Source organism: Arthrobacter sp. HY1533 (genome assembly GCF_027568515.1).
GTDB lineage: Bacteria > Actinomycetota > Actinomycetes > Actinomycetales > Micrococcaceae > Specibacter.
The window spans coordinates 1-22366 of the sequence record NZ_JANKZF010000029.1 but is presented as its reverse complement, the minus strand read 5'-3'; the positions used below and the strand labels follow the sequence as shown (position 1 = coordinate 22366).

The following is a 22366-nucleotide window of genomic DNA, read 5'->3' as shown; positions in this document are numbered from 1 at the left end:
AGCCTACTACGCGGGGCTGGGAAAATCCGGCTAAATGACGGCCTGAAGCGGCATTCTCAGCGGGTCGGATCCCACCCGTCCGGCGAGCCGGGCCAGGATGTCCACGGCGTCGCGCATTTGGCCCTCACCGTAGCTGAACGGCAGCCGCAGGTACCGCTCAAACGCACCGTCAATGCCGAACCGGGGGCCCGGCACCAGGCCCAGCCCCTCGGCCCGCGCGGCGAGCGCCAGTGCGGAACTGGACACTGTTTCGGTGTTGATCCACAGGTTCAGCCCGCCGTCGGGGGAGCGTACCTTCCACTGCGGGAGTGCCTCGCGCAGCAGCGACACCGCGTTGTCGCGTCCGCGGCGCAGGTCCAGGCTGCGGCTGGCCACCATGGAGGGGAGGTCGGCCAGCAGGTGCGTGGCCGCCAATTGCTCCACGAGCGGGGTGCCCAGGTCCACTGCCGGGCGGTTGCGCAGGATCTGCGCCAGCATGTCGCGCGGGCCCCTGATCCAGCCGATGCGCAGCCCGCCCCAGGCAACCTTGCCGAGGGAGCCGAGCGTGAGGATGTTCGGCGAGAAGCACGCCATGGGCGGCAGGGGTCCGCGGTCAATGTCCAACAGGGCTGTGGTCTCATCCACCACCAGCACGGTGCCTTCGCGTGCGGCAGCCGCGGCGAGGAACTCGCGCTCGTGCACCGACATGCTCATGCCCGTGGGGTTGTGGAAGTCCGGCATGAGGAATGCCAGGGTGGGCGCGGCACGGCGGATCTGCAGCAAGGCCTCGGGCAGGTCCCAGCCGCCGTCCTGCCGGACGGGGAACGCCAGGACGCGGGCGCCGATCGAGCTGAAGGTGTCCAGTGCATGCGGATAGGTGGGCTGCTCCACCAGGATGCGTTCGCCGGGGGAGTAGAGGGTGCGTGTCACCAGCTGAAGTGCATGCTGCGCGCCAATCGTGACCATGACCTGTTCGGCCGAGGTGGGCAGGCCGCGGTCCCGGTAGCTCTGGGCGATCGACTCGCGCAGGTCCGGCAGCCCCACGAGGTCAAAGCCGTCGTGGCCCAGGTGGGCCGGCAGCTCGGCGGCTGCCGCCGCGTAGGCGGCCTGCAGCCCCGGGTAGGCAGGTGCTGTGGCCTTGGTGAAGTCCAGCGGCAGGCCCGTGTGGAGCGCATGCTCGCCGCGCTCCCGGCCGGGCAGGCGAAGCGTGCTGCCGGAGCCGCGCACACTGTCCAGGAAGCCGTCGTCGCGCAGTTTCGAGTAGGCGGCAGCGACCGTGGTGCGGCTCAGGTCCAGTGCCTGGCTCAGTTCCCGCTCGGCCGGGAGCCGTGCCCCGCTGGCGAGCCGGCCGTCCATGAGCAGCACCCGGATGCGCTCGGCCAGGGACTTGTAGGCGGGGGCGTTGCTGCGCCACTCGCCAAGTTCGCGGGCCAGCCGGCGGCCCGTCACCAAAGTGTTCATTAGGCCACATTAGTTGAATTGGCCCTTTTGCGTAAGGCCAGTTCTTCTAGACTTGGGACATGCGCCAATTCCTAGCCAGCAAAAACCTGCCCGTCCGCGTGATCCGGCTCGTCCTGGGCCTCGCCCTGTACGGCATTGCCATTGCCCTCATGATCCGCGGAAACATTGGCGCCTCGCCCTGGGACGTCTTCGCCCAGGGGATGTCCCGTACCACCGGAATTTCCTTTGGCCTGTGCACCATCATCATCAGCGGCGCCGTGCTGCTGCTGTGGATCCCCTTGAAGCAGTGGCCCGGCTTTGGCACCATCGCCAACGCACTGCTGGTGGGCGTCTTTGCCGACATTGGACTGGCCCTGATCCCGCAGGCGGAGCAATTGGCCCTGCAGTGCGCCTCCTTTGCCGGAGGGCTGTTCCTGCTGGCCTTCGCCACGGCCCTGTACATTGGCGCAGGGCTCGGCCCGGGACCGCGCGACGGCCTCATGACAGGCCTGGTCCGCGTCACTGGCCGGCCCGTCTGGCTCATCCGCACCGGCATTGAGTTGAGCGTTGTGGTGATTGGCTTCCTGCTGGGCGGGGTGGTGGGTGCCGGAACGGCCGCATTTGCCCTCGGCGTGGGGCCGCTGACCCAGCTGACGCTGCGCTGGCTGCGGGTGGACCTGCACGCCAAGAAGCCAGGCGCCGCAATGGTGGATCTGCCTGCCCCCGCCGCGGTGCCGCAGGCCCAGCCCTAGGGAGGGGAACGCTACGGGCGCGGCAGTGGGCGGAACACCGAAATCCGGAAGGCCGCCGTCGCCCGGGTTGTTGCCGGGAGCGCGGCCAGGCGTTCGCCCAGCGCCACCTCGTCGAGGTGGTGGCCGGCCGGGCCCATGAGCGCCACATTTCCGACGTCGGCCGCGCCCAGCTCCAGCGGGACGTGAAGCTCCGCACTGCCTTCTGCTGTGAAGTCCCCGGCCAGCGAGGCGGCCAGCGCCTCCTCCTTGCCGTCCTGGATGCCCAGCATGCCGGCCTCCTGGGCAATTTCCGCCAGGTGCCCCGGCAGCGGGGTCACGATGACGAGCGAGCCGCCGGGCTTGAGGATCCGCGCAAACTCGGCCGCGTTGCGCGGGGCAAACACCACCAGCACCACGTCAGCCGTGCCGGCACCCAGCGGCAGTTCGCGCCACAGGTCCCAGACCACGTTCAGGGCCTGCGGGTTGCGCCGGGCGGCACGACGCAGGGCGAATTTGGAGATGTCCAGGCCAACAGCAGCCACAGTGCGCCCGCCGAGGGCCGCCAAAACCTGCTGGAGGTACCAGCCGGTGCCCGTGCCGGCGTCGACAATCAGCGCATTGCCCTCGGCCGCGGCCAGCAGCGAGCCGACCCGGTCCGCGAGCGCGTCCGCGAGGGGCTGGTAGTGGCCGGCCTCCAGGAAGGCATCCCGGGCGGCGACCATGGCCGCGGTGTCCGGCACGAACTTGGTGCCGTGGCCCGTGAGCAGGTTCAGGTAGCCCTGGCGGGCCACGTCAAAGGTGTGGGCGCCCGCGCAGGCCAGCGAGTGTGCGTCCGGCTGGGGCGCGGTGAATTCCAGGCCGCAGTGGGGGCACAGCAGGGCATTGAGTGCGGGGGTTTCCATGCATCAATCCTAGGCGGGCCGCGGGGTGCCGAAGCCCAGCCCGGACCTCGCGGCGGCGACGTCGGGGTTGGCCCAGTTGCGGCTGTACTCGGCGTTGGAGGCCAGCGAGCGTGTGTGGGCCTTGTCTATGTAGAGGGTTCCGCCGAGGTGGTCGGTTTCGTGCTGGACGATCCGTGCCTGCCACCCCGTGAAGCGGCGGGTGCGCGCGGTGCCGTATTCGTCGTCGTACGCCAGGTCAACTGCGGCGGCGCGGTCCACCACTGCCTGCCAGCCCGACATGGACAGGCAGCCCTCGTAGTGTGACGCGAGTTCCGTGCCCGAGGGCGTGTAGCGCGGGTTGATGATGGTGAACAGTTCCAGCGGTTCGCGAGCGCGGGCGGCGGCGTTTTCCTCACTGACCGGGTACTGGTCCTCAAGCACGGCCAGCTGTAGCGGGATGCCGATTTGGGGTGCGGCCAGCCCCACGCCGGGGGCCGCGCGCATGGTGTCCACCATGATCTCGATGAGCCGGGCCAGCTCGGTGTCCGTCAGCTGGCCCGTGAAGGGCAGTGCCTGTGCACGAAGCACGGGGTGGCCTGCTTGCACGATCACCGGCAACTCGCCGGCATCCAGCACGGATTCCACGGCGCTGCGCAGGTAGGCGGCGTCAAATGCAAACGTCATCACGGCTCCTTGTGGTGTGGTGTTGTGTGGCCTCCATTGTGCCAAGCAAATGACCTGCGGCCGCAAATCGTCAACCTGCTGTTGACGATTGATGCGTGTCAACCTAGGGTTGACGCATGACGAACATTTTTGACATTGCAAACCCCGCCCCGCTGGACTCACTCATCGCCGCGCTGGTGAAGAACCACAACGGCCCCCTCGAACAGCTTTCCGGTGCCATGCTGGTGGCCGAGCACCTCGGCGAGGTCTCGGACCACCTCATTGGGCACTTTGTTGACCAGGCGAGGCGGTCGGGGGCCTCATGGTCCGAGATTGGGCGCAGCATGGGCGTGACCAAGCAGGCCGCGCAGAAGAGGTTTGTGGACAAGGCCCAGGGGGAGGCCCCGGACCTCGATGCCAGCCAGGGCTTCAGCCGCTTCACCGAGGAAGCGCGGAACGTGGTGGTGGCCGCCCAGAACGAGGCGCATGCCGCGAAGAATGCCACCATCACCCCGGGGCACCTGGTGTTGGGCATGCTGGCGCTGCCGGACTCCCTCGCGGTGCGGGCGCTGGCCGCACAGGGCGTTTCGCCGGGGGGAGTGGGGGAGTCCGCCACTGCCCGGCTGGAGCCCGCCGCGGACCAGGTTCCGGACATGGTGCCGTTCGACGCCGATGCGCGCAAGTTGCTGCAGTTGACGTTCCGTGAGGCGCTCCGGCTGGGCCACAACCATGTGGGGGCCGAGCACATCCTGCTGGCCCTGCTGGAACAGGAGAACGGCTCCGGCGTGCTGTCCGGCGCCGGAGTGGGGCGCCAGGCGGCCGAGGACTTTGTTACGGCGGAGCTCGCCCGGGAATCCGCGGACCACGGGCGGGCCGCGGAGAACCGTGCATAATGAAGAAATGACTGCTGAAATCAAAACCGAACGCCTGGCCCTGCGCCCGTGGGAAGATTCCGACGTCGACTTTGCCTACGACCTATACTCCCGCTGGGTGGTGCAGCGCTTCATCGGCACCGAACCCGCCGTCATGGAAAGCCGCAGTGAAGCGGTGGAGCGTGTGCGCCGGTTCCAGGAACTGCAGCACCCCGTCCATGGCGTTTGGGCCGTGACCCGCAAGGAAGACGGCCTGCCCGTGGGGACGCTGCTGCTCAAGCCCATTCCCGCCTCGGGCGAGGAGCCACTGGCACCCTCCGACGACGTGGAGATCGGCTGGCACTTCCATCCGGACCACTGGGGCAGCGGCTACGCCTCGGAAGCTGCAACTGCCGTGCTTGAGCACGCCTTCGCGGCCGGCCTGCCCCACGTGGTTGCCGTGACCAACTCCGCCAATGAGGCCTCGCAAAGCGTGTGCCGCCGCATCGGCATGGAACACCAGGGCACGACCAAGAAGTACTACAACGCCCGGTGCGAACTGTTCGTGGTGAAGAACCCCGCCACGGAGTCTTAGCGCTCCAAGGGCGGGCGGCGACAGCTACGCCACGCCAGCGGCCCAGAGCCGCCCGGAATGCTTGCATCCGGGCGGCTTTGGCGTTCCTGCCGGAAGTCCGGGCAGGATTCAAGAAGTGTCCACCCCCGGCGCCCCCTAGACTGGATTCCGGCACCCGGGCCGCCACACATCCAGTCGGCACCCGCGGGGCCGGACCGCCCGCCAGCGCCCACCGCCCAGCGGCTGCGCCCAGACGAAACGAGAGCCATGACCACGGAAGCCAGCAGCGAAACGCGCGCCCCGGCGTCGCACATTGCCGACAGCCACGAGATGATCCGGGTGCAGGGCGCACGCGTGAACAACCTCAAGGACGTCAGCGTGGAGATCCCCAAGCGCCGGCTGACGGTCTTCACAGGCGTCTCCGGCTCGGGCAAGAGCTCCCTGGTCTTTGGCACGATTGCCGCCGAGTCCCAGCGCATGATCAACGAGACCTACAGCGCGTTCGTGCAGGGCTTCATGCCCACGCTGGCGCGCCCGGACGTGGACGTGCTGGAGGGCCTCACCACCGCCATCCTCGTTGACCAGGAGCGCATGGGCGCCAATCCGCGCTCCACGGTGGGCACGGTGACTGACGCCAACGCCATGCTGCGCATCGTTTACAGCCGCCTGGCCCAGCCGCACATCGGCTCGCCGCAGGCCTATTCCTTCAACGTGGCCTCCGTCAGCGGCGCCGGTGCCATCACCATTGAAAAGGCGGGGGAGAAGGTCAAGGAGCGCCGCAGCTTCTCCGTGACCGGCGGCATGTGCCCGCGCTGCGAGGGCATGGGCAAGGTCAACGACTTCAACCTCGAGGCCCTGTTCGACGCCGGGAAGTCACTTTCCGAGGGCGCCCTCACCGTGCCCGGCTACAGCATGGACGGCTGGTACGGGCGCATCTTCGGTGGCACAGGCTTCTTTGACATGGACAAGCCGCTGGGCAAGTTCACCAAGAAGGAACTGCACGACCTGCTGTACAGGGAGCCCACCAAGGTCAAGGTCGAAGGCATCAACCTCACGTATGAGGGCATCATCCCGAAGATGCAAAAGTCCATGCTGGCCAAGGACGTTGACGCCATGCAGCCGCACATTCGCGCCTTCGTGGAGCGCGCCGTCGTCTTCACCACCTGCCCCGACTGCAACGGCACACGCCTGGCCGAGCATGCCCGCAACTCCAAAATTGAGGGTGTCAGCATCGCCGACGCCTGCGCCATGCAGATCAGCGACCTCGCCGCCTGGGTCCGCTCGCTGAGCGAACCGTCCGTGGCGCCGCTGCTGGAGGCGCTGGGGGAGACCCTTGACTCCTTCGTGGACATTGGCCTGGGCTACCTCTCGCTGGACCGGCCCTCCGGCACGCTGTCCGGCGGCGAGTCACAGCGCACCAAGATGATCCGCCACCTGGGATCCTCGCTGACGGACATCACCTATGTGTTCGATGAGCCCACCATTGGCCTGCACCCGCACGACATCGACCGCATGAACAAGCTCCTGCTGCAGCTGCGCGACAAGGGCAACACAGTGCTGGTAGTGGAGCACAAGCCCGAGGCAATTGCCATCGCCGACCACGTCATTGACCTGGGCCCCCGGGCAGGATCCGCCGGCGGCCAGGTGGTCTACGAGGGCAGCATCGAGGGGCTGCGCGCCAGCGGCACCCTGACCGGCAAGCACCTGGACGACAGGGTGTCCCTGAAGGACTCATTCCGGAAGTCTTCCGGTGCCCTGGAGATTCGCGGGGCAACGGAGAACAACCTCAAGAACGTCGACGTCGACATCCCGCTGGGCCTGCTCACGGTGGTCACGGGCGTGGCCGGATCGGGCAAGAGCTCGCTCATCCACGGCTCGGTCTCGGGCCGCGAGGGCGTGGTGACTGTTGACCAGGGCGCCATCCGCGGATCGCGCCGCAGCAACCCCGCCACCTACACCGGCATGCTGGAACCCATCCGCAAGGCGTTCGCCAAGGCCAACGGCGTCAAGCCCGCCCTGTTCAGCGCCAACTCCGAGGGCGCCTGCCCCACCTGCAACGGCGCGGGCGTCATCTACACGGACCTGGGCATGATGGCCGGCGTCTCCACCGTCTGCGAGGAGTGCGAGGGCCGCCGCTTCCAGGCCGCCGTGCTCGAATACCACCTGGGCGGTAAGAACATCAGCGAGGTCCTTGGCATGTCCGTGGACCAGGCTGAGGAGTACTTCCGCGACGGCGATGCGAAGCTGCCTGCCGCGCACAAGATCGTCAGCCGCCTGGCCGACGTCGGACTTGGCTACCTGAAGTTGGGCCAGCCGCTGACCACGCTGTCCGGCGGTGAGCGCCAGCGCATCAAGCTGGCCACGCACCTGGGGGAGAAGGGCGGTATCTACGTCCTCGACGAGCCCACCACCGGCCTGCACCTGGCCGACGTCGAACGGCTCCTCGGGCTGCTGGACCGGCTCGTGGAATCCGGAAAGTCGGTCATTGTGATTGAGCACCACCAGGCCGTCATGGCGCACGCGGACTGGATCATCGACATCGGCCCCGGCGCCGGGCACGACGGCGGCACGGTGGTTTTCGAGGGCACGCCGGCAGAGCTTGTGGCATCCCGTGCGACGCTAACCGGGCAGCACCTGGCCGCCTACGTGGGCGCCTGACGCTGGATTGGAATACATCTTCTAATGTGAATCACCCTGGGGACATGGCGGCGGTGGGGGAGTTGGGCGTGGACATCCGCCGGTTCGCATTCCAACGGGATGGCGTGAGGTTGTCGTACCTGGAGGTCGGGCAGGGGCCGGTTGTGGTGATTTTGCACGGCCTGGCGGGGGAGTCGGGGGAGTTTGAGCCCACCCTGCGTGCCCTTGCCGGTGAATTCCGGGTGGTGGCGCTGGACCAGCGCGGACACGGGCGAAGCGCCATTGCGGGCGCGTGGGTTGACGCGCTGGAGTACTGGGACTGTGGCCTGTAGCCAAGGTTTGACGCTGACATCATGGAGGCCTGCATCCGCCACGTCATGGTGCCGCACAGGGAAGAGAGGGTCAGGGTCAAGGCAAGGACGCTTGTCCTGTACGCGGAAGGTGGAATGTTCGACGAAACGAAGAAGGTCAAGTTTGTTGTGGCCGGGACGTTGCGGATCGATATTGCAGATGCAGGCCATGACGCCCATTTGGAGATTTTTAGGCGTGGGTGGAAGCCCTGCGGGGTTTCTCTAAGGGCGGCTGGTCGGGGTACCTGACCTGCTGCAAGAAACGACAACTTGGCAGCGTGCGGCAACTTTGATGTCCTAAGCTGGGCAGATGGGGAAACCAGAGCTCGTCCGCAAACAGCATGTTGTATCAAAGTTCTACCTAAAGGGCTTTGCTGATTCATCGAATCGCCTTCGCCGAACGCTCCTGCCCGGGTACCGGAGCCACCTCATCTCCGTCGAAAGGGCCTCCGTTGTCAAAGACTTTTACACCATTGAGTTGGAAGATGGTCAACTCAGTGACTATTTCGAACGCGCGTTTTCTGACGTAGAAGGGCCAGCCGGCGCGGTACTCAAGTCCGTCGTGGGCAATGGCGGCTGGCCACTTAGTGCGGAAGAGAAGTGTGATCTGGCGCTTTGGATCGCCCTGCAACACCTTCGTTCCGAGGGTGTTCGGACGCAAGGAAACAACATCAATGCCCTCATGATTCAACTTGTCGTGGGAACCTCAGGAAAAGAGGCCTTGAGGCGACACATTGAAAATGCCGAAAGTGCACCCATAAGCAGTGAGCGTCTGGACTTTGAATGGGCCGAGCTCACTCGGGATGGAGGCCCGAGACTGCGAGCAGATGCCCGTAGTCATCTCAGAATGGTTGGTGAGCTTTTGGAGCCGACGGCCACCATGCTGGCAAGCATGCAATGGTCTGTGAACGTCTACAAGCGGAAACATCTTGTTACGGGCGACCATCCAGTATCGTTGCTCAAAACCCCTCAGCACCCGCCCTTCTTCGGTGTTGGGTTGGCCAATGCTGGCGGATTCGCACTGCCACTGTCCAGGACTCATGGGCTTGTGATAGGTGCTTCTCCGGACCTTCCTGATCTTAGGATGGAGGGGACTGCGCTGACCGCGAAAAGCATGAATCAGGCGACCGCCACCAACTCTAGAACTTGTCTCTATTCTCATCCTGATGATGAGAACGTAATTCGAGGGATGCACGTGCCAGAAGTTCGAGAGCGGGAGGTTAGCTCTCCTTCCGCGGCGCGATTCGTCAAGGAGGAAGGACTGTTCGGTCATCTCAGTGATAGTGATCGAAATAGCCTGCCTGCCTCGCTCGATGGGGGCGATAGTTTTAGCCTCGATGACTTGGAATGGCCAATTCCGAATCGTCTCGTCATATGGGATGACCGACTGAACGACGATTGATCGGCAGGAAGTAGCGACCCTCGAGCCACGTGCTGGCTTCATTCCAGGGCAAACAAAAGACGCTGGGCGCGAAGGATGGAGGGCCCTCAGTGTTCTTCGGTGAACGCTGTCAGCCAGATCGGGCGATACTTGATATTTGGTCGTGAAATCATATCTTCTGAAGACTCGTCCAAAGCGCCGATAATCTACATTATGTCAAGTAAAGTGAATCTGGGCCCGGAAGGGGCTGGATATCTGCAGTGACGCCCACTCCCTGTGTCCCTTGGTTTCGGGGTCCTGAGTGCATCCGCAGGTCCACCCGGAATTGATGGTTGAGCCTCCTCGAAGCCGACGTGTCGCAAAGGGCGTCAAGGCAGTCACTTTATTCTTTGCACTCATGCCGCGGATCGCTTCACTCACGTTCAGTGCTGGACAGGAATGCTCAAGCTACGACGCAGACCTAGCCGCCTTCCCGTAGAAATGTGAGGCGCCACTCCCCCACAGTTCCCGCGTCTCACGATCCACCGTCCAGAGGTAGAAGCGAAAGGTCGTATTCGCGCATGCGCTCCGGGCCGGCAAGTACGTCGATCGCGGCGATGCGACCGTTGACGATCGTGAAACCCGTGACGGACATCAACTGCCCGTCCGCAACCACGATCACCCCCGCCGCCCCATTGACCAAGACGTGACGGTATGGTGGCGAGTCCGGACCGAACATGCGTGCGTTCTTCGCCACGGTTTCGGCGCCTGCAATCACAAGAGGCCGTGTCGTGAGACCGTTGGCGCGGAAGACGACCTCGGGATGCAGCAGTTCGACGAGCGCGTCAAAGTCGCCGTCGCGGGCGGCAGCAAAAAATGCGTCAACGACCTCGCGTTGACGCACGATGTCCGGGTCCGGTGCTGGAGCCTGCCCGCGCACCCGCCGCCGGGCCCGGCTAGCCAGTTGCCGGGCGGTTTCTGGTGTTCGCTCGATCATGGGAGCGATTTCCACGAAGGGCACCGCGAAGAGGTCATGCAGGACGAAAGCGAGGCGTTCGGCCGGGGACAGCGTTTCCAGGACAACCAGCAATGCTGTCCCCACTGAGTCGGCCAGCAGCGCCTGTTCCTCCGGATCACGGACGTTATCTCCGGAGACGATCAGTTCGGGCACGAAGGCATCGAGTGGTTCTTCCTTCAACCGCGTGCGCGAACGCAGAGAGTTGAGGCAGACCCGCGCAACGATGGTGGTCAGCCAGGCCCCGAGGTTGTCGACATCCGTGGTGTGGGCGCGGCTGGCGCGAATCCAGGCGTCCTGCACGGCGTCGTCGGCCTCGCTGGCGGAACCGAGCATGCGGTAGGCAACCGCGCGTAGCCGGGGACGATGTTGCTCAAAATGTTCGGTGAACCACTCCTGCTCGCCCATTCGGTCACATTCCTCCGCTGTGTGGTGTCACTTAAGTAGACCCGCAAAGTGGGGTCTATGTGACACGACAAGGCACATTCCCTCGAAAAGAGTTTGGAGCAAATCATGGATCAGCCCATTTTGGTCACAGGCGGCACCGGCAACCTGGGCAGGGCGCTGGTGCCACTACTTGTGGACGCCGGACACACCGTGCGCGTCCTCAGTCGCAGCCCCCAGCGGCCCCGGGACGGCGTGGAATACCTTATTGGCGACCTGGAATCTGGCCAGGGCATTGACGCGGCCGTGTCCGGCGTGGAGACGGTCATCCACGGTGCCGGCAGCGCAAAGGGGGATTCGGTCAAGGCCGGTCACTTGGTGGACAGCCTCATCCGGGCAGGCGCGGTGCGGCACCTGGTGTACATCTCGGTGGTTGGAGCCGACACGACGCCGTTCGCCAGCCGGATTGACCGGGCCACACTCGGTTACTTCGAGGAGAAGCGGAAAAGCGAGCTGATCATCGCCAGCTCCGGCATCCCGTTCACGACCCTGCGTGCAACCCAGTTCCACGATTTCATCGCGGCCTTCGCCGAGCTGGGGATGAAGCTGCCGGTCATTCCGACCTTCGCGACTTTCTCCTACCAGCCCGTCGACGTTCGCGAAGTGGCCGAACGCCTCGTTGAGTTGTCGCTGGGCGAAGCCTCTGGTTTTGTGCCAGCCATCGGGGGGCCCCGCATTTATCCAATGGAAGACCTGGTCAGGAGCTACGTGCGGGCAACTGGCCACAGGCGCCTCATACTGCCCATGCACATTCCCGGAAAAGCGGCCAAGGCCCAGCGGGACGGCGCCAACCTGGCCCCTGATCGCACCGTGGGGCGGCGTACCTTTGAAGAGTTCCTGATAGAAAAACAGGAAGGCTGTCTTCAGTCCTGACTAGCTCCCCTACATGCTTGTCGTGGAGAAGGCGTGCCGTCGCAAGTGCGTTCGCGCGGACCACTCCCCCGCGTGCTCCCTGCTTGCCACTGGCCGCCACCACGCCCTACAGTCTTGACCAGCGGTTCCAAACCACCAACGGAAAGAGCCCCCATGCTGAAGCAAGTTGCGGCGGGTGTGCAGGTGCACGTGAGCGAGTTCTGCCAAAGCAACACTGTTGTGGTGCAGGGCAGCGATGGTGTGTTGCTCATTGATCCCGGAGTGCACGGCCACGAATTGGACTGTCTGGTAAATGATCTGGCCTCTGCGGGCCAGAGGGTGCTGGCGGGCTTCTCAACGCATCCGCACTGGGACCACCTCCTCTGGCACCCTGGATTCGGGGACGTGCCGCGCTTTGGTACGTCCCGCTGCGCGGCCACCGTTCGGGCGAGGCTGGCCGGCGGGATCGATGCCAAGAGATTCGGCATCCCTGAGGACGTGCCACTGGAGCTGCTGGGCCACGTTTCCGGCTTGCCAGACGGAACAACGCAGATTCCATGGGACGGCCCTCCTGTCCAGATCCTGGGACATGAAGGCCATGCCCCAGGGCATGCTGCGCTCTGGATTCAAGATCAGGGGGTGCTCATCGGAGGCGACACACTTTCTGACGTTTTGATTCCGATGCTGGACCTGGCGGGTGCGACAGACCCGATTGAGGACTACCTCGCTGCCCTGCTCATGTTGGAGGGTCTGGCGGACGACGTCGAGGTCCTCATTCCGGGCCACGGCACCATTGGGGGTGTAGGCGAGGCCAAGACGCGGATCCTCCAGGATAGAAAGTATCTGCAGGCACTGAGGGGCGCCCAGGATGTGAATGATTCGAGGATCGACGCTTCTGCCAAGCCCGGTTGGGAGTGGGTGGCAGACGTGCACGCGCGGCAGATCCAGGCGCTTGAATCTAGCGTGCAGTCCGAGCGGCCAAAATTGCCCTAGGTCAACACAATGGTGGCTCGGGGCCAACGTTGAACGTGTCGAAACCAGCTTGTGGTTGTATGTGTTGATGGCTTCGAACTACCACTTCTCCGCAGCGACGGAAGACATTGACCGGGCACTGGTCCACCTCTGGCTGAGCAATGAGAGCTATTGGGCGAGGGGCCGGCCTCGTGAGGTGCAGGACCGCGCGTTCGGCGGATCCCGCAATTTTGGCGTCTACGAGTCAGCATCTGGCCGGCAAGTGGCCTACGCCCGCGTGGTGACGGATGGGGCGACCTTTGCCTGGCTTTGCGATGTCTTCGTCTCCGCGGAGGATCGTGGAGAGGGTATCGGCTCTGTCCTGTTGCAGGGAATCCTGGACGAGTTCGAGCCCATGAACCTCAAGCGCATACTCCTAGCGACGGAGGACGCGCATACGCTCTATGAAAAGTTCGGGTTCGAACCCTTGGACGTTCCATCGCAGTGGATGGCGCGGACGACTAAGCCGGAATCGGCTTGATGCCGTTGCGCCTGCGGACCACTAAGACCAGCAGGGCCGCGAACGCAACCACACTCACCGCATAGAGGAGCATGCCCCAGGGGGCGTGGTCTCCTCCCGAAGTGGCAAAAGTGTCTGCGATGCCCATGCCCGCAGGGAACGACGCAAACCAATGTGATGGTGCACCCAGCGCGACAATCGCCAGGCCCAGCTTGGCCGCGGCTCCGGCAGGGAGCTGCATTGCCAAGGCCGCGACGAAGACGCCTGCGGCTAGCAGAATTCCAGTCACCGCCCAGGTGACGACGAGTGGCACAGCCAGCGTCTCATTGGCCCGCGCCATGGCTGCCGCTATCTCTTCCAGCGTCGCACCCGGCACGGCTGCCTTCGGATTCCACACCAGTACCTGCAATGACCCTGCAATGGAATAGGCCACCGTGAGAGCAAATGCGATGCCGGCTATGCCGACTGCCAGATTCGGCCGGTGCACTTTGTCAGGTCCCATTTCACGAGCCTAGCGGATGGACTCATCCCCCCTTTGGGTGGAAACCCCCGGGGTTCCATGGTGCAAGCGACTAGGCGGCGTTGGGGTGGCGGCGTAGATACTCTTCGATGGACATGCGGTCCAGGATTTCCACTTCTTCCTCGCTTTGGGCCGGTGGTTCGGGGAGGTTGTCGGGATCCCAGCCGGCGGCTACGGCCTCGTCGTAGTCAAAGTCGGGATCGTCTTCGTCTTCTTCGTCGGGGCGGTACTCCCAGGGCGGTGCGGTGAGGTCGTAGGCGCCCGTGCCGTCCTCGTCGTTCCCGGACTCTTGGCGTTGTTGGAGTGCTTTCAGGGTGGCATCGATGAGGGTTTTGAGGGTTTCGTTGTAGACCGGTGGTTGGGTGTCTTGTTGCTCGGGTGGGTGTTGGTGGCCGGTGGGGCTGGTCCATTCGATCCCGTCCGGGGTCTTGCGGGGGCTCCAGGCGCGGGGGTGGACGGATTGCCGTTCAAAGGACTGCTCGGTGCGGATGCGGCCGTTGCGGGTTTTGTCGTCTTTGTGGTGCTTGAGCCGGTGGTGGAGCCTGCATAGGGATTCGAGGTTGTCGTAGGTGGTGGGTCCGCCGGTGCTAAAGGCTTGGAGGTGGTCGGTTTCGCAGTTCACGGCCCGGGCGTTGCAGCCCGGGAACACGCAGTACTCATCGCGCATCAGTAGCCTGATCTCCATCGCCTTCGTCACCCGGTGAATGTCGGGTGCCGCATCCAGGGGTTGGTTGCTGATGGGGTCCACCAACACCCGGTAGAAGCTGGGTGCGTTGGCGGTGAGGTACTTCGCGACCTCGATGCTGATCGGGCCTGCTCCTGACATCCAGGCCGGCTCGTCCGTGAACCCGAGCAGTGACAACGCCGGCACCAACAGAATTGGGGTGACCTGTGGCAGTGGCGGCCACGTCCCAGCACCACATCCGGACACACTGCTCCCCTTCGGGCTGGGTCCGGGCCCGGCTGCGCCGTTGCCGCCGGGACCGCTGGTGTTGGCGGCGGTGTTGTTGCTGGTGGGTGTGAGGTGTGGTGGCTGTCCGGGTACTTGCCAGTCGGGCAGGTTCCGCGGGTCAGGCTCCCTGAAGGCCGGGTCCTGATAGTCGGGGTCGTCAAAGACGGGCAGTTGCCAGGAGTAGAAATGCGGGCCGAGGCGGTCGGGGTCAGGGAACGCTGCGCCCTGGCAGGGGTCCGGACCGGTCTCGGCCAGGGTGGTAAACCAGGCGCCCTGCTGGGCAGTATCGGCCGAGTCGGCTGAACTATCAGGGGTTGTTCCCTGTGTCTTCTCTGCCACCAGGGCGCAGTCACTGGCGGGGGCTGGTGCGGGTGCGTGGATCCCGTTCTGATCGAGGGTTTGGCAGAGGAGGAGGGCGGCGGCGATGTCGGCCCTTAGTTGGGTGAGGGTGCGGTCTTCGTGGGGGCCTTGGGCGCCCTGGGCTGTGGCGGTGCATTGGGCCCAGATCGCCTCGATGGTTGGGGAGGGGCCGTAGAGGTTGAGCCAGGCCATCCCGTCCCGGGACCGGCTGATCCCCAGTTGCCGGCGCTCATAGGCCTGCCGGGTCTTGGGGACCAGGGTCTCCGGATAGGCGCGTTCCCGCGCCCTGCGTGCCTTCTCCCGGAAATTGTGCAGCGTGGCATGCTCCGCCTTCCCCAACAACACTTGTTCGAACGCGTCAATCACGTCTTGGGGCAGGCGGGCTTGGCGCAGCAGGGTGGTTTCTTCGGCGATGATGACCGCATGCTCCCACCCCAACACCCCCGCCGAGAGCTGCTCCATGGTCGCGGGAAGGTGCCGGACCAGGATGGCCGCATCGACCATCAAGGCCCCGGCGTAGCCCTCGGAGATGGTGAACAGCGCGGCGATTTCGGCCCGCACCCCGGCCCGGGACGTTTCTCGCTGCCACGGATCCAACTCCAACACGGTGGCTTCGGCCTCCGCCGCGGAGAGCATTCGTTCCACCAACACCGCGGTGAAGGCGGCGCCCTGGTTCTTGTGCCGGTGCATCGCGGCCAAGGCTGTTGCGGTGCTGTCCTGCAAGGACCGGAGCCCGCCCAGGCGGGATTCCGGGAACTCCCTGGCCCTATCTGGGACGGTGGCGTCGGGAACAGCGGCCATGTCCAGCTCTGGATAATCGGGCAAACCCTCCAGGGCTGCCATGTCGGTGGTCAGGGGGATGATGGTGGGAAATGTGAAGGCATTCAGCAGTTCCGCCACAGCATCTGTGGTGGAGGAATCCTCCCGGTTAGCCGGGAAATTCACCGAACCGCCCATGCATCAATTATAGATCAAATTTGCTAGTAGCAACATGGTTGTTGAGAAGTTCACGGACATATTTTCGCATCACGGGCAAGGCCCGGGTCTCGACAACCTCGACCACCGGGGGCAGGCTCGACCACCGGGGTACGGCCGGGTCTCGACAGGCTCGACCGCCGGAGGCCGAACCGGGTCTCGACAGGCTCGACCACCGGGGTGCGCGGGGGTCTCGACAGGCTCGACCACCGAGGCGCCCGGGGTCTCGACAAGCTCGACCACCGCGCACGGGATCGACCACCGGGGCAGGCTCACAGCGTCGCCGAGGCCTCCATAACCCACCGTCTCTGGCGTCGGGTTTCCACCGCTCTCGGGTGGTAGTTCTCCCGGACCCAGGCCACAGCGCCGGAAGCCGGGATGCCCGCCATGACGGCCATGAGGGCCAGTGCGGTTCCGGTTCGCCCGACACCGCCGCCGCAGGCTATTTCCACCCGCTCCGATGCGGCCCTGGCAAATGCCTCTTGCAGCGCAGCCAAGGCGTCGGTGGTTGAGTGCGGGGGGCCAAAATCCCGCCATCGCACCCAACGGCAATCCCATAGACGGATGCCCGGGTCGCGGCCGAGCAGGTAGACGGCAAACTCCGGTGGCCCGACATCTCCGCGAGCCCGTCGAACGCCCGTTCCACGGACGGTCCGGCCATCCGGGAGCATCAACGTTCCGGGCTGTCCGTCCCATTCACCCATGCCTCCACGCTACTCCGGCGGTCCCACGCCCGTTGTGGCCGACATTCAATTGTGGCCGACGCTGACTTTTGCTTGCCTCGATGCGACAACCCAGTGCGCTGCCCGACCTTGGGCGGCGTGGCGACGCCGTCATTGATGGCTGAGCAAGGCTTATGCCCCGCCCTTCCTGGCGATGATGGTGTACGTGCACGGCACCAGGTCCCGCTCCTCCTCGGGCCAGGCAAAACCACCCGGCACCTCAACCATGCGAGTGCTGAAGCGCCACGGCAGGGTCTTGCCCTCATCCACGCGCAGCAGCTTCAGCCCGGCGCCGATCAAGGCGTTGAGAATATCGGACATTGGATGGACCCACTGGTAGGTGCGGGAGTGCGCCACAGTGCCGTCGCCGGCGTAAGTGGTCGACTCGTCCCAGAGCTGTGCAGCTCCGCCGCCGAAGTACGGGTACCGCAGCTGCAAACTCTCGGCATCCTCATCCAGGGCGTACAGCGAGGGGTGCCCATCCCGGATGTAGAAGAGTCCGCCGGCGCGCAGCAGCCCGGCGATCTGGGCGGCCCAGCGGTGCAGGTCATCCAGCCAAGTGATGGTGCCGATGCTCGTGTAAACCACGTCGAAGTCCCCGGCAACAGCTGCCCGCGCGTCCAGGACATCGCTCGCCACCCACGTGGCAGACAGGCCCAGCCGTTCCGCCAGCCCAGCCGCGGACTCCAGTGCCGCAGGTGAAAAGTCGACGCCGGTGACCCTGGCACCCGCCCTGGCCAACGACAACGTGTCGGTGCCGATGTGGCACTGCAGGTGGCACACATCCAAGGCAGCAACGGATCCGCCCGGCAGGAATGGCGCCATGGCCATTAGGTCTTCCCGGGCCACTTCACTGAGGTGGCCGGGATCCTCAAATGCCGCGACGCCGTAGGCCGCCTCGTGCAGCGGGACCCTGTCCTCCCAGTTGTCCAAGTTGGTGGCGCGCGCCAGTTCCCATGTGATGTCTGTTTGTTTGTCTCCCATGGGAGCCAAGGCTATGCAGCCGAGTGGCGGGCGTCAGCCAAGCACCACGAGCTGCGTCGTTGCGCGCGTCATGGCGACATAGCGGTCAACCGCACCCGTGATGCCAGCTCCGAACGACTCCGGTTCCAGCAGCACCACCAGGTCAAATTCCAGTCCCTTGGCCAATTCCGGCGCCAGCACCGAAACCCGTGGCATGGCTGTCACCGCAGAGGCCACCGGAATCGTAGCGATGACACACGCGGTTCCCGCCGGATTGGCACCCAGCCAAGCCTCCAGACGGGAGCCAAGTTCCGCCGTCGAACCGTACAGGACAGGCGGGCCGCTGCGGATGGATGCCGGCACATTGGCATCCGGAAGCGCCGCCCTGATGACGGGCCCGGCCGCGTCCATGACCTCCGCGGGCGTGCGGTAGTTGACCCCGAGCCGCGCCAGCGAGATGCTGCCCAGCCCCACCCGCGCCAGCCGTTCCTCCCAGGACTCTGCGAAGCCGTGCCGCGCCTGCGCCCTGTCCCCCACCACTGTGAAACTGCGCGACGGGCAGCGCGTCAGCAGCATCTGCCATTGGGCGTCCGTGAGTTCCTGCGCCTCATCCACCACAATGTGCTCGAACGGGCCCGCCAGTGCATCCGGTTCCGCGCCGGGCACCTGGTCCTGGCCGCCCAGCCTCTCCCGCATGTCGTCGCCGCGCAGCATGGTCATGACGAGCAGCTCGGAATCATCGGCGGCAATGAGGTCCCCCACCACCCTGTCCATGAGTTCCCTCCCGGAACGTTCGACGGCGGCCTGCCGCAGCTTGCGCCGGGATTCCTCCGGGTCGCCAAGGCGCAGCCTGGCCGCGCCGAGCAGGGGCAGGTCAGCCACGGTCCACGCCGAGGGGTCCTCGCGTTGCAGGAGCTCCACCTCCGCGCGGCTGAGCCACGGCGCGCACAGGCGCAAGTAGGCCGGGACCCGCCAGAGGTCACCCACAATGTCCGTGTACTGCAGCAGCGGCCAGGCTTGGCTGAAGGTGGCCGCCAATTCCCCATGCCGGGCAAGGGCCTGGCGAAGCGCGCCCTCGGGGAAGTCGCCGCCGTTGTGCCGCTCCTCGAGGATGTCCAGCAGCGCCTCCCACACCTCGGTGCGGGCCTCGTTGTGAGGGGTGCCGGGGCCCGGCGTGGCAAAGGCCTCGGCCCAGTCGCCGGTGCTGACCTGGAGATCAGCCCATGGCGTTTCGATGGACAGTGCCCCTGCGGGTGGCTGCTCGTAGAATCGCACCGCCGATTCGATGGCGGAGACCATGGCCGCCGTTGATTTCAGCCTGGCCACGTTCGGCTCGCGTTCCGGAAGGGTCTCGGTGCCCTCCGGGACCAGGTGCCGCAAGGTGGCCGTCCGAACGCCCTCCTCCCCCAGGCTTGGCAGGACGTCGGCAACGTAGTTCAGGAAGGGCTGGTGCGGTCCCACGAACAGCACGCTGCCCTGGTGCCGGCCGATGCGTGGGTCGGAGTAGATAAGGTACGCGGCGCGGTGGAGTGCCACGACCGTCTTGCCCGTGCCGGGGCCGCCGTCGACCACGAGCGTGCCGCGTGCTGGTGCCCGGATGACGGCGTCCTGGTCGGCAGCAATGGTGCCGAGCACATCCCGCATGGAGTCCGAGCGGGCGCTGCCCAGGCTGGCGATGAAGGCGGAGAGGTCTTCAAGTGCTGCGGTGGAATCCGGCGCGGTGCCGTCCAGGGCAAACGCCTCGTCCCAGTAGTCGGTGATGTTGCCGCGCGTCCAGCGGTACCTGCGGCGGCCCGCCAGGCCCATGGCATTGGCGTGGGTTGCGCCGAAGAACGGTTCGGCCGCCGGGGAACGCCAGTCGGTCAGCAGGCGGTTGCCCTCGGAGTCCGTCAGGCCGAGCCGCCCAATGTAGAGCGGCCCGGAACCGTCAGCCGGGTCAATCCGGCCCAGGCAGAGGTCCAGGCCAAAGCGCTCAAGCGTGCGCAGGCGTGTGGCCAGCCGGCGGACTTCGACATCGCGTTCCACGGCGGCTTGCCCCAGCCGGACGTGCTCCCGGCGCGCGGCCACGAGCTGTTCGCCAAGCTGGGAGGCTGTGGATGCAAGGGTCGAGGCGATGAGGTCAAAGTGCTGTTCGTCGGCGGCGATGAGCGCATGACGGGCCTTGGCGGCAAGGTTTTCGGGGAGATTGAACGGGCTGTTTGCCGGGGTCATGGGCGCGGTTCCTTCGGGTGGAGCTGGTGGGGCAGCTACCCATTGTGCGCCCTGTGGGGGGGCCTTGCGGCAAGGCCCCCCACAGGTTGTAAGCTGAAAATGCGGAAGGCTACTTGCCGTCCGGCAGCTCACCGGCCGGATACCAGACCACGTCGTCGCCTGCCTGGTTCTTGTAGGCAAACCTGGGGTTCTCCAGCTGTGGCGCCCCGAAGGTCAGGCTGCCCGTGGTGCATTGGCCGTCGGCGAGGACGGCGGCATGCAGACCCCCTGAACTGTCCACCAGCTGGGCATTGCCCGCTCCCTTGTTGAATCCGAGAAAGTCCGCAGGGGCGATGCTTCGGCGGGTTTCCGGTGGCAGGCCCTTGGCCTTCGTGTCGCCACCTGCACAGAAGCGAACATCGACGGCGGCGGTGCGCAGCAGGCCCTCCGCCCCAAGCTCCGGATTGCCCACGGTGATTGTCGTGCCGTTGCTCAGCTGCGCGGTTTCGCCGAAGGCAATGCGCTCGGTGGCGACGGGGTCGGAAGTGTTGTTCAGCGCACTGAGGCCGACCACCGCCCCAACCACGGCAGCCGCACCCACGATCGGCCACAGTTTTGCGCGTTGCTTTTGCCGGATGAAGCTCTTCAGCTTGGCGGGATCCACTGTGCTGGTGAAAGCAAGGCGTGGGACCCCTGCCAGCCTCGTGGACAGGACCTGGCGCAATTTGTCGGGGCGGTGGAACAGTTCCGGCTGCAGTGTCAGCGTCCGCAGCTGGTCATCGACAACCACCACTGTGCCGGCCGGGTCCTCCAAAACGGCAATTGCTGCCGTGGTGGCAACCCCGTCGGTGATGGGTGCCCGTTGGCCATGGCCGGCCTGCAGCCCGCCAAGGCGGATGTTGTCCCGGCCAACAATGAGCGAGGAAATCCACGCCGGAGGGGGTGTCGGGTCCCAGGAATCCACCCGTGCTTCGTGGACCACGCGGCCCACCCGGGTCTTGAATACCTGCTCGCTTCCCGGCTGGGGCAGGCCGGCGTCCGCCTGCTTGGCATCGCCGAAGCCGGAGCTGGCCAGGACGAAGTTCAATCTCAGGGTGTGACTGACGGCGTCGCTGATGGCCTTGCGCACCCCGAAAACCGTGGCGGCCGATTCCGCCGGGAGGCCCATGAGCCTGCGCTCGCGTTCCAGCCTTGGATCCGACGCACCGGCATCGGCCACGGCATCGTGGATCCAGGCGTCCGGAACGAGCGCCAGGGCCTTGCCGAGTTCCTTGAGCAGCTCGTTCCGGTCCGGTCCGGAAATTGGCTGCCCAGAGGTGACCACCAGCATCGACGCGGCCCCGGCACCTTGCAGTTCAAGGCCCAGGCCGTCCCGGTGGCCGATGGTGTCGGCGCCAATCGCGGCGGCCTTTCGGCGCAGGAGTTCGGCTGCCAGCTGGCCCCCTGTAGAGCGCGGAACCAGGGCCGACAGCAGCACCCGCCTGATGCCCGTTTGTGAGATGCCCAGGGAGCCGTCGAGGTGGGAGGAGTCCCCCTTGCTGACGGTGGACGGCTCCTGGCCGGCCCGGTCCGGATCGGTGCAGGCAGGGGTGCCGTCTGCCCACAGCGAGCGGGGCGCCGCAACGACGTCGTCCGGCCCGCTGAACAGGGGTGGAATGTCAGTGACGGGCTCGATGGGAAACGCCAGGCCAACGAGGAACTTGTCGTTGGTGAAAAACACCGCGGGGAATGCGCGGGACCGGGGATCCAGTCGGGGCAGGAGGGCCGCCGCCTGGCCGTGGGCGTCGGGGGCAGTGGTCTTCAACCAGCCCAGGGCAGCGGCATTGTGTCCGGTGCGGTGCACAACGTCAGCGGGCCAGGCAAGGGGCTCGGGCCGCAGCAGCGGGACGTCCGCGTGAACAGTGCCGGGGACGAACAGCCCGGGCAGGCGGCGCCAGGTGGCGGAGACCCCTTCACGGCTGCCCCGGATGGTGAGGGTGGCCGTGTCGGTGCACAGGGAAACTTCTACGTCCGGGACAAAGAAGGTCCCGTCGCCCACGTCGACGGGCTGCGACAGCTCCGCCCGGAGCGCGGACAGGGCAATCGACAGTGCCCCGGTGGAGCTGACGGCCTCATCCAGCAGGCCAATGCCGAAGGCTATGCCGATGACAGCCTGTGCGTCACCTGTCTCGATGAACTGCCAGTTGTGCCCTGTCCAGACCGCCATTCCACTCCCCATGTGCCGTGGCGCCGGCCCAAAAACGGGCAGCATCCAAAAGCTCCATGCTACCGTTTCCGGCGCCGGCGGAAGGTCCCGGGACCGGGTTAGGTGTACTTGGCCATGAGGTTGGTGACGCTCGGGTCTTGAAAAAAGGGGGAGCCTCCGGGCTTAGTGGAGTTGTCTAATCCTTCACGGTCCGGAGGTTCCCATGTCCCACGCTAATGCCAGACTCACCT

At 65.7% G+C, this 22366-nt stretch carries 19 protein-coding genes; 9 read left to right on the top strand and 10 right to left on the bottom strand.

Annotated elements, in window-relative coordinates:
- Positions 1-30: 30 nt before the first annotated feature.
- Positions 31-1440 (bottom strand): MocR-like transcription factor YczR, encoded by a 1410-nt coding sequence (yczR, locus tag PCK14_RS16510; protein WP_269939610.1) that lies wholly within the window; start codon positions 1438-1440, stop codon positions 31-33.
- Between the two features lie 59 nt (positions 1441-1499).
- On the opposite strand from yczR, the gene yczE reads away from it, so the two are divergent.
- Positions 1500-2171 carry a membrane protein YczE gene (gene yczE, locus PCK14_RS16505; protein WP_269939609.1) on the top strand — a complete coding sequence of 224 codons (672 nt, stop codon included), beginning with the start codon at positions 1500-1502 and terminating at the stop codon, positions 2169-2171.
- An 11-nt stretch (positions 2172-2182) separates the two neighbouring features.
- Here the strand turns inward: yczE and PCK14_RS16500 are convergent, their stop codons facing one another.
- Complete coding sequence (locus PCK14_RS16500) at positions 2183-3052, bottom strand: methyltransferase domain-containing protein (protein ID WP_269939608.1); 870 nt, start codon at positions 3050-3052, stop codon at positions 2183-2185.
- Between the two features lie 9 nt (positions 3053-3061).
- The gene (locus PCK14_RS16495) at positions 3062-3715 is read right to left on the bottom strand and encodes a peptide deformylase (RefSeq protein WP_269939607.1); all 654 of its coding nucleotides are present in this window, start codon (positions 3713-3715) and stop codon (positions 3062-3064) included.
- Positions 3716-3831: 116 nt separating this feature from the next.
- On the opposite strand from PCK14_RS16495, the gene PCK14_RS16490 reads away from it, so the two are divergent.
- The 5 genes from PCK14_RS16490 (at position 3832) to PCK14_RS16470 (ending at position 9508) form a co-directional block, all read left to right on the top strand.
- Positions 3832-4587, top strand: coding sequence for a Clp protease N-terminal domain-containing protein (locus tag PCK14_RS16490; protein WP_269939606.1), 756 nt, complete (start codon positions 3832-3834; stop codon positions 4585-4587).
- Positions 4588-4594: 7 nt separating this feature from the next.
- Positions 4595-5140 carry a GNAT family N-acetyltransferase gene (locus PCK14_RS16485; RefSeq protein WP_269939605.1) on the top strand — a complete coding sequence of 182 codons (546 nt, stop codon included), beginning with the start codon at positions 4595-4597 and terminating at the stop codon, positions 5138-5140.
- A gap of 246 nt (positions 5141-5386) precedes the next feature.
- Positions 5387-7777: an excinuclease ABC subunit UvrA gene (locus PCK14_RS16480; RefSeq protein ID WP_269939604.1), complete on the top strand. Its 2391-nt coding sequence runs from the start codon at positions 5387-5389 to the stop codon at positions 7775-7777.
- Positions 7778-7920: 143 nt separating this feature from the next.
- Positions 7921-8088, top strand: a complete 168-nt coding sequence (locus tag PCK14_RS16475; RefSeq protein ID WP_269939603.1) for an alpha/beta fold hydrolase — start codon at positions 7921-7923, stop codon at positions 8086-8088.
- Between the two features lie 328 nt (positions 8089-8416).
- A complete protein-coding gene (locus PCK14_RS16470) occupies positions 8417-9508 on the top strand; it encodes a DUF4238 domain-containing protein (protein WP_269939602.1) in 1092 nt (363 codons plus the stop codon).
- Between the two features lie 493 nt (positions 9509-10001).
- On the opposite strand, the gene PCK14_RS16465 is transcribed toward PCK14_RS16470, so the two are convergent.
- On the bottom strand, positions 10002-10889 hold the full coding sequence (locus tag PCK14_RS16465) for a sigma-70 family RNA polymerase sigma factor (protein WP_269939601.1): 888 nt from the start codon (positions 10887-10889) through the stop codon (positions 10002-10004).
- Positions 10890-10994: 105 nt separating this feature from the next.
- On the opposite strand from PCK14_RS16465, the gene PCK14_RS16460 reads away from it, so the two are divergent.
- The 3 genes from PCK14_RS16460 to PCK14_RS16450 all read left to right on the top strand — a co-directional run bounded on the left by PCK14_RS16460 (position 10995) and on the right by PCK14_RS16450 (position 13269).
- Entirely contained in the window at positions 10995-11798 is an 804-nt protein-coding gene (locus PCK14_RS16460) for an SDR family oxidoreductase (RefSeq protein ID WP_269939600.1), read from the top strand.
- A gap of 153 nt (positions 11799-11951) precedes the next feature.
- Positions 11952-12770: an MBL fold metallo-hydrolase gene (locus PCK14_RS16455; protein WP_269939599.1), complete on the top strand. Its 819-nt coding sequence runs from the start codon at positions 11952-11954 to the stop codon at positions 12768-12770.
- 67 nt (positions 12771-12837) lie between these two features.
- Complete coding sequence (locus tag PCK14_RS16450) at positions 12838-13269, top strand: GNAT family N-acetyltransferase (protein ID WP_269939598.1); 432 nt, start codon at positions 12838-12840, stop codon at positions 13267-13269.
- Here the strand turns inward: PCK14_RS16450 and PCK14_RS16445 are convergent.
- From PCK14_RS16445 to PCK14_RS16420, 6 genes are all read right to left on the bottom strand, one after another.
- Complete coding sequence (locus tag PCK14_RS16445) at positions 13250-13750, bottom strand: hypothetical protein (protein ID WP_269939597.1); 501 nt, start codon at positions 13748-13750, stop codon at positions 13250-13252. The genes PCK14_RS16450 and PCK14_RS16445 overlap by 20 nt on opposite strands.
- A 70-nt stretch (positions 13751-13820) precedes the next feature.
- Positions 13821-16037 carry an HNH endonuclease signature motif containing protein gene (locus PCK14_RS16440; RefSeq protein ID WP_269939596.1) on the bottom strand — a complete coding sequence of 739 codons (2217 nt, stop codon included), beginning with the start codon at positions 16035-16037 and terminating at the stop codon, positions 13821-13823.
- A 290-nt stretch (positions 16038-16327) separates the two neighbouring features.
- A complete protein-coding gene (locus tag PCK14_RS16435; RefSeq protein ID WP_269939647.1) occupies positions 16328-16726 on the bottom strand; it encodes a protein-tyrosine phosphatase family protein in 399 nt (132 codons plus the stop codon).
- Positions 16727-16909: 183 nt separating this feature from the next.
- Entirely contained in the window at positions 16910-17761 is an 852-nt protein-coding gene (locus PCK14_RS16430; protein ID WP_269939595.1) for a class I SAM-dependent methyltransferase, read from the bottom strand.
- 33 nt (positions 17762-17794) lie between these two features.
- Positions 17795-19951 carry an RNA polymerase recycling motor ATPase HelR gene (helR, locus tag PCK14_RS16425; protein WP_269939594.1) on the bottom strand — a complete coding sequence of 719 codons (2157 nt, stop codon included), beginning with the start codon at positions 19949-19951 and terminating at the stop codon, positions 17795-17797.
- Positions 19952-20060: 109 nt separating this feature from the next.
- The gene (locus PCK14_RS16420; RefSeq protein ID WP_269939593.1) at positions 20061-22136 is read right to left on the bottom strand and encodes a hypothetical protein; all 2076 of its coding nucleotides are present in this window, start codon (positions 22134-22136) and stop codon (positions 20061-20063) included.
- Positions 22137-22366 lie beyond the last annotated feature (230 nt).

Coding starts and splice junctions, on each gene's coding strand:
- yczR (WP_269939610.1), bottom strand. CDS start 1,440: ATGAACACTTTGGTGACGGGCCGCCGGCTGGCCCGCGAACTTGGCGAG.
- yczE (WP_269939609.1), top strand. CDS start 1,500: ATGCGCCAATTCCTAGCCAGCAAAAACCTGCCCGTCCGCGTGATCCGG.
- PCK14_RS16500 (WP_269939608.1), bottom strand. CDS start 3,052: ATGGAAACCCCCGCACTCAATGCCCTGCTGTGCCCCCACTGCGGCCTG.
- PCK14_RS16495 (WP_269939607.1), bottom strand. CDS start 3,715: ATGACGTTTGCATTTGACGCCGCCTACCTGCGCAGCGCCGTGGAATCC.
- PCK14_RS16490 (WP_269939606.1), top strand. CDS start 3,832: ATGACGAACATTTTTGACATTGCAAACCCCGCCCCGCTGGACTCACTC.
- PCK14_RS16485 (WP_269939605.1), top strand. CDS start 4,595: ATGACTGCTGAAATCAAAACCGAACGCCTGGCCCTGCGCCCGTGGGAA.
- PCK14_RS16480 (WP_269939604.1), top strand. CDS start 5,387: ATGACCACGGAAGCCAGCAGCGAAACGCGCGCCCCGGCGTCGCACATT.
- PCK14_RS16470 (WP_269939602.1), top strand. CDS start 8,417: ATGGGGAAACCAGAGCTCGTCCGCAAACAGCATGTTGTATCAAAGTTC.
- PCK14_RS16465 (WP_269939601.1), bottom strand. CDS start 10,889: ATGGGCGAGCAGGAGTGGTTCACCGAACATTTTGAGCAACATCGTCCC.
- PCK14_RS16460 (WP_269939600.1), top strand. CDS start 10,995: ATGGATCAGCCCATTTTGGTCACAGGCGGCACCGGCAACCTGGGCAGG.
- PCK14_RS16455 (WP_269939599.1), top strand. CDS start 11,952: ATGCTGAAGCAAGTTGCGGCGGGTGTGCAGGTGCACGTGAGCGAGTTC.
- PCK14_RS16450 (WP_269939598.1), top strand. CDS start 12,838: ATGGCTTCGAACTACCACTTCTCCGCAGCGACGGAAGACATTGACCGG.
- PCK14_RS16445 (WP_269939597.1), bottom strand. CDS start 13,750: ATGGGACCTGACAAAGTGCACCGGCCGAATCTGGCAGTCGGCATAGCC.
- PCK14_RS16440 (WP_269939596.1), bottom strand. CDS start 16,037: ATGGGCGGTTCGGTGAATTTCCCGGCTAACCGGGAGGATTCCTCCACC.
- PCK14_RS16435 (WP_269939647.1), bottom strand. CDS start 16,726: ATGCTCCCGGATGGCCGGACCGTCCGTGGAACGGGCGTTCGACGGGCT.
- PCK14_RS16430 (WP_269939595.1), bottom strand. CDS start 17,761: ATGGGAGACAAACAAACAGACATCACATGGGAACTGGCGCGCGCCACC.
- helR (WP_269939594.1), bottom strand. CDS start 19,951: ATGACCCCGGCAAACAGCCCGTTCAATCTCCCCGAAAACCTTGCCGCC.
- PCK14_RS16420 (WP_269939593.1), bottom strand. CDS start 22,136: ATGGCGGTCTGGACAGGGCACAACTGGCAGTTCATCGAGACAGGTGAC.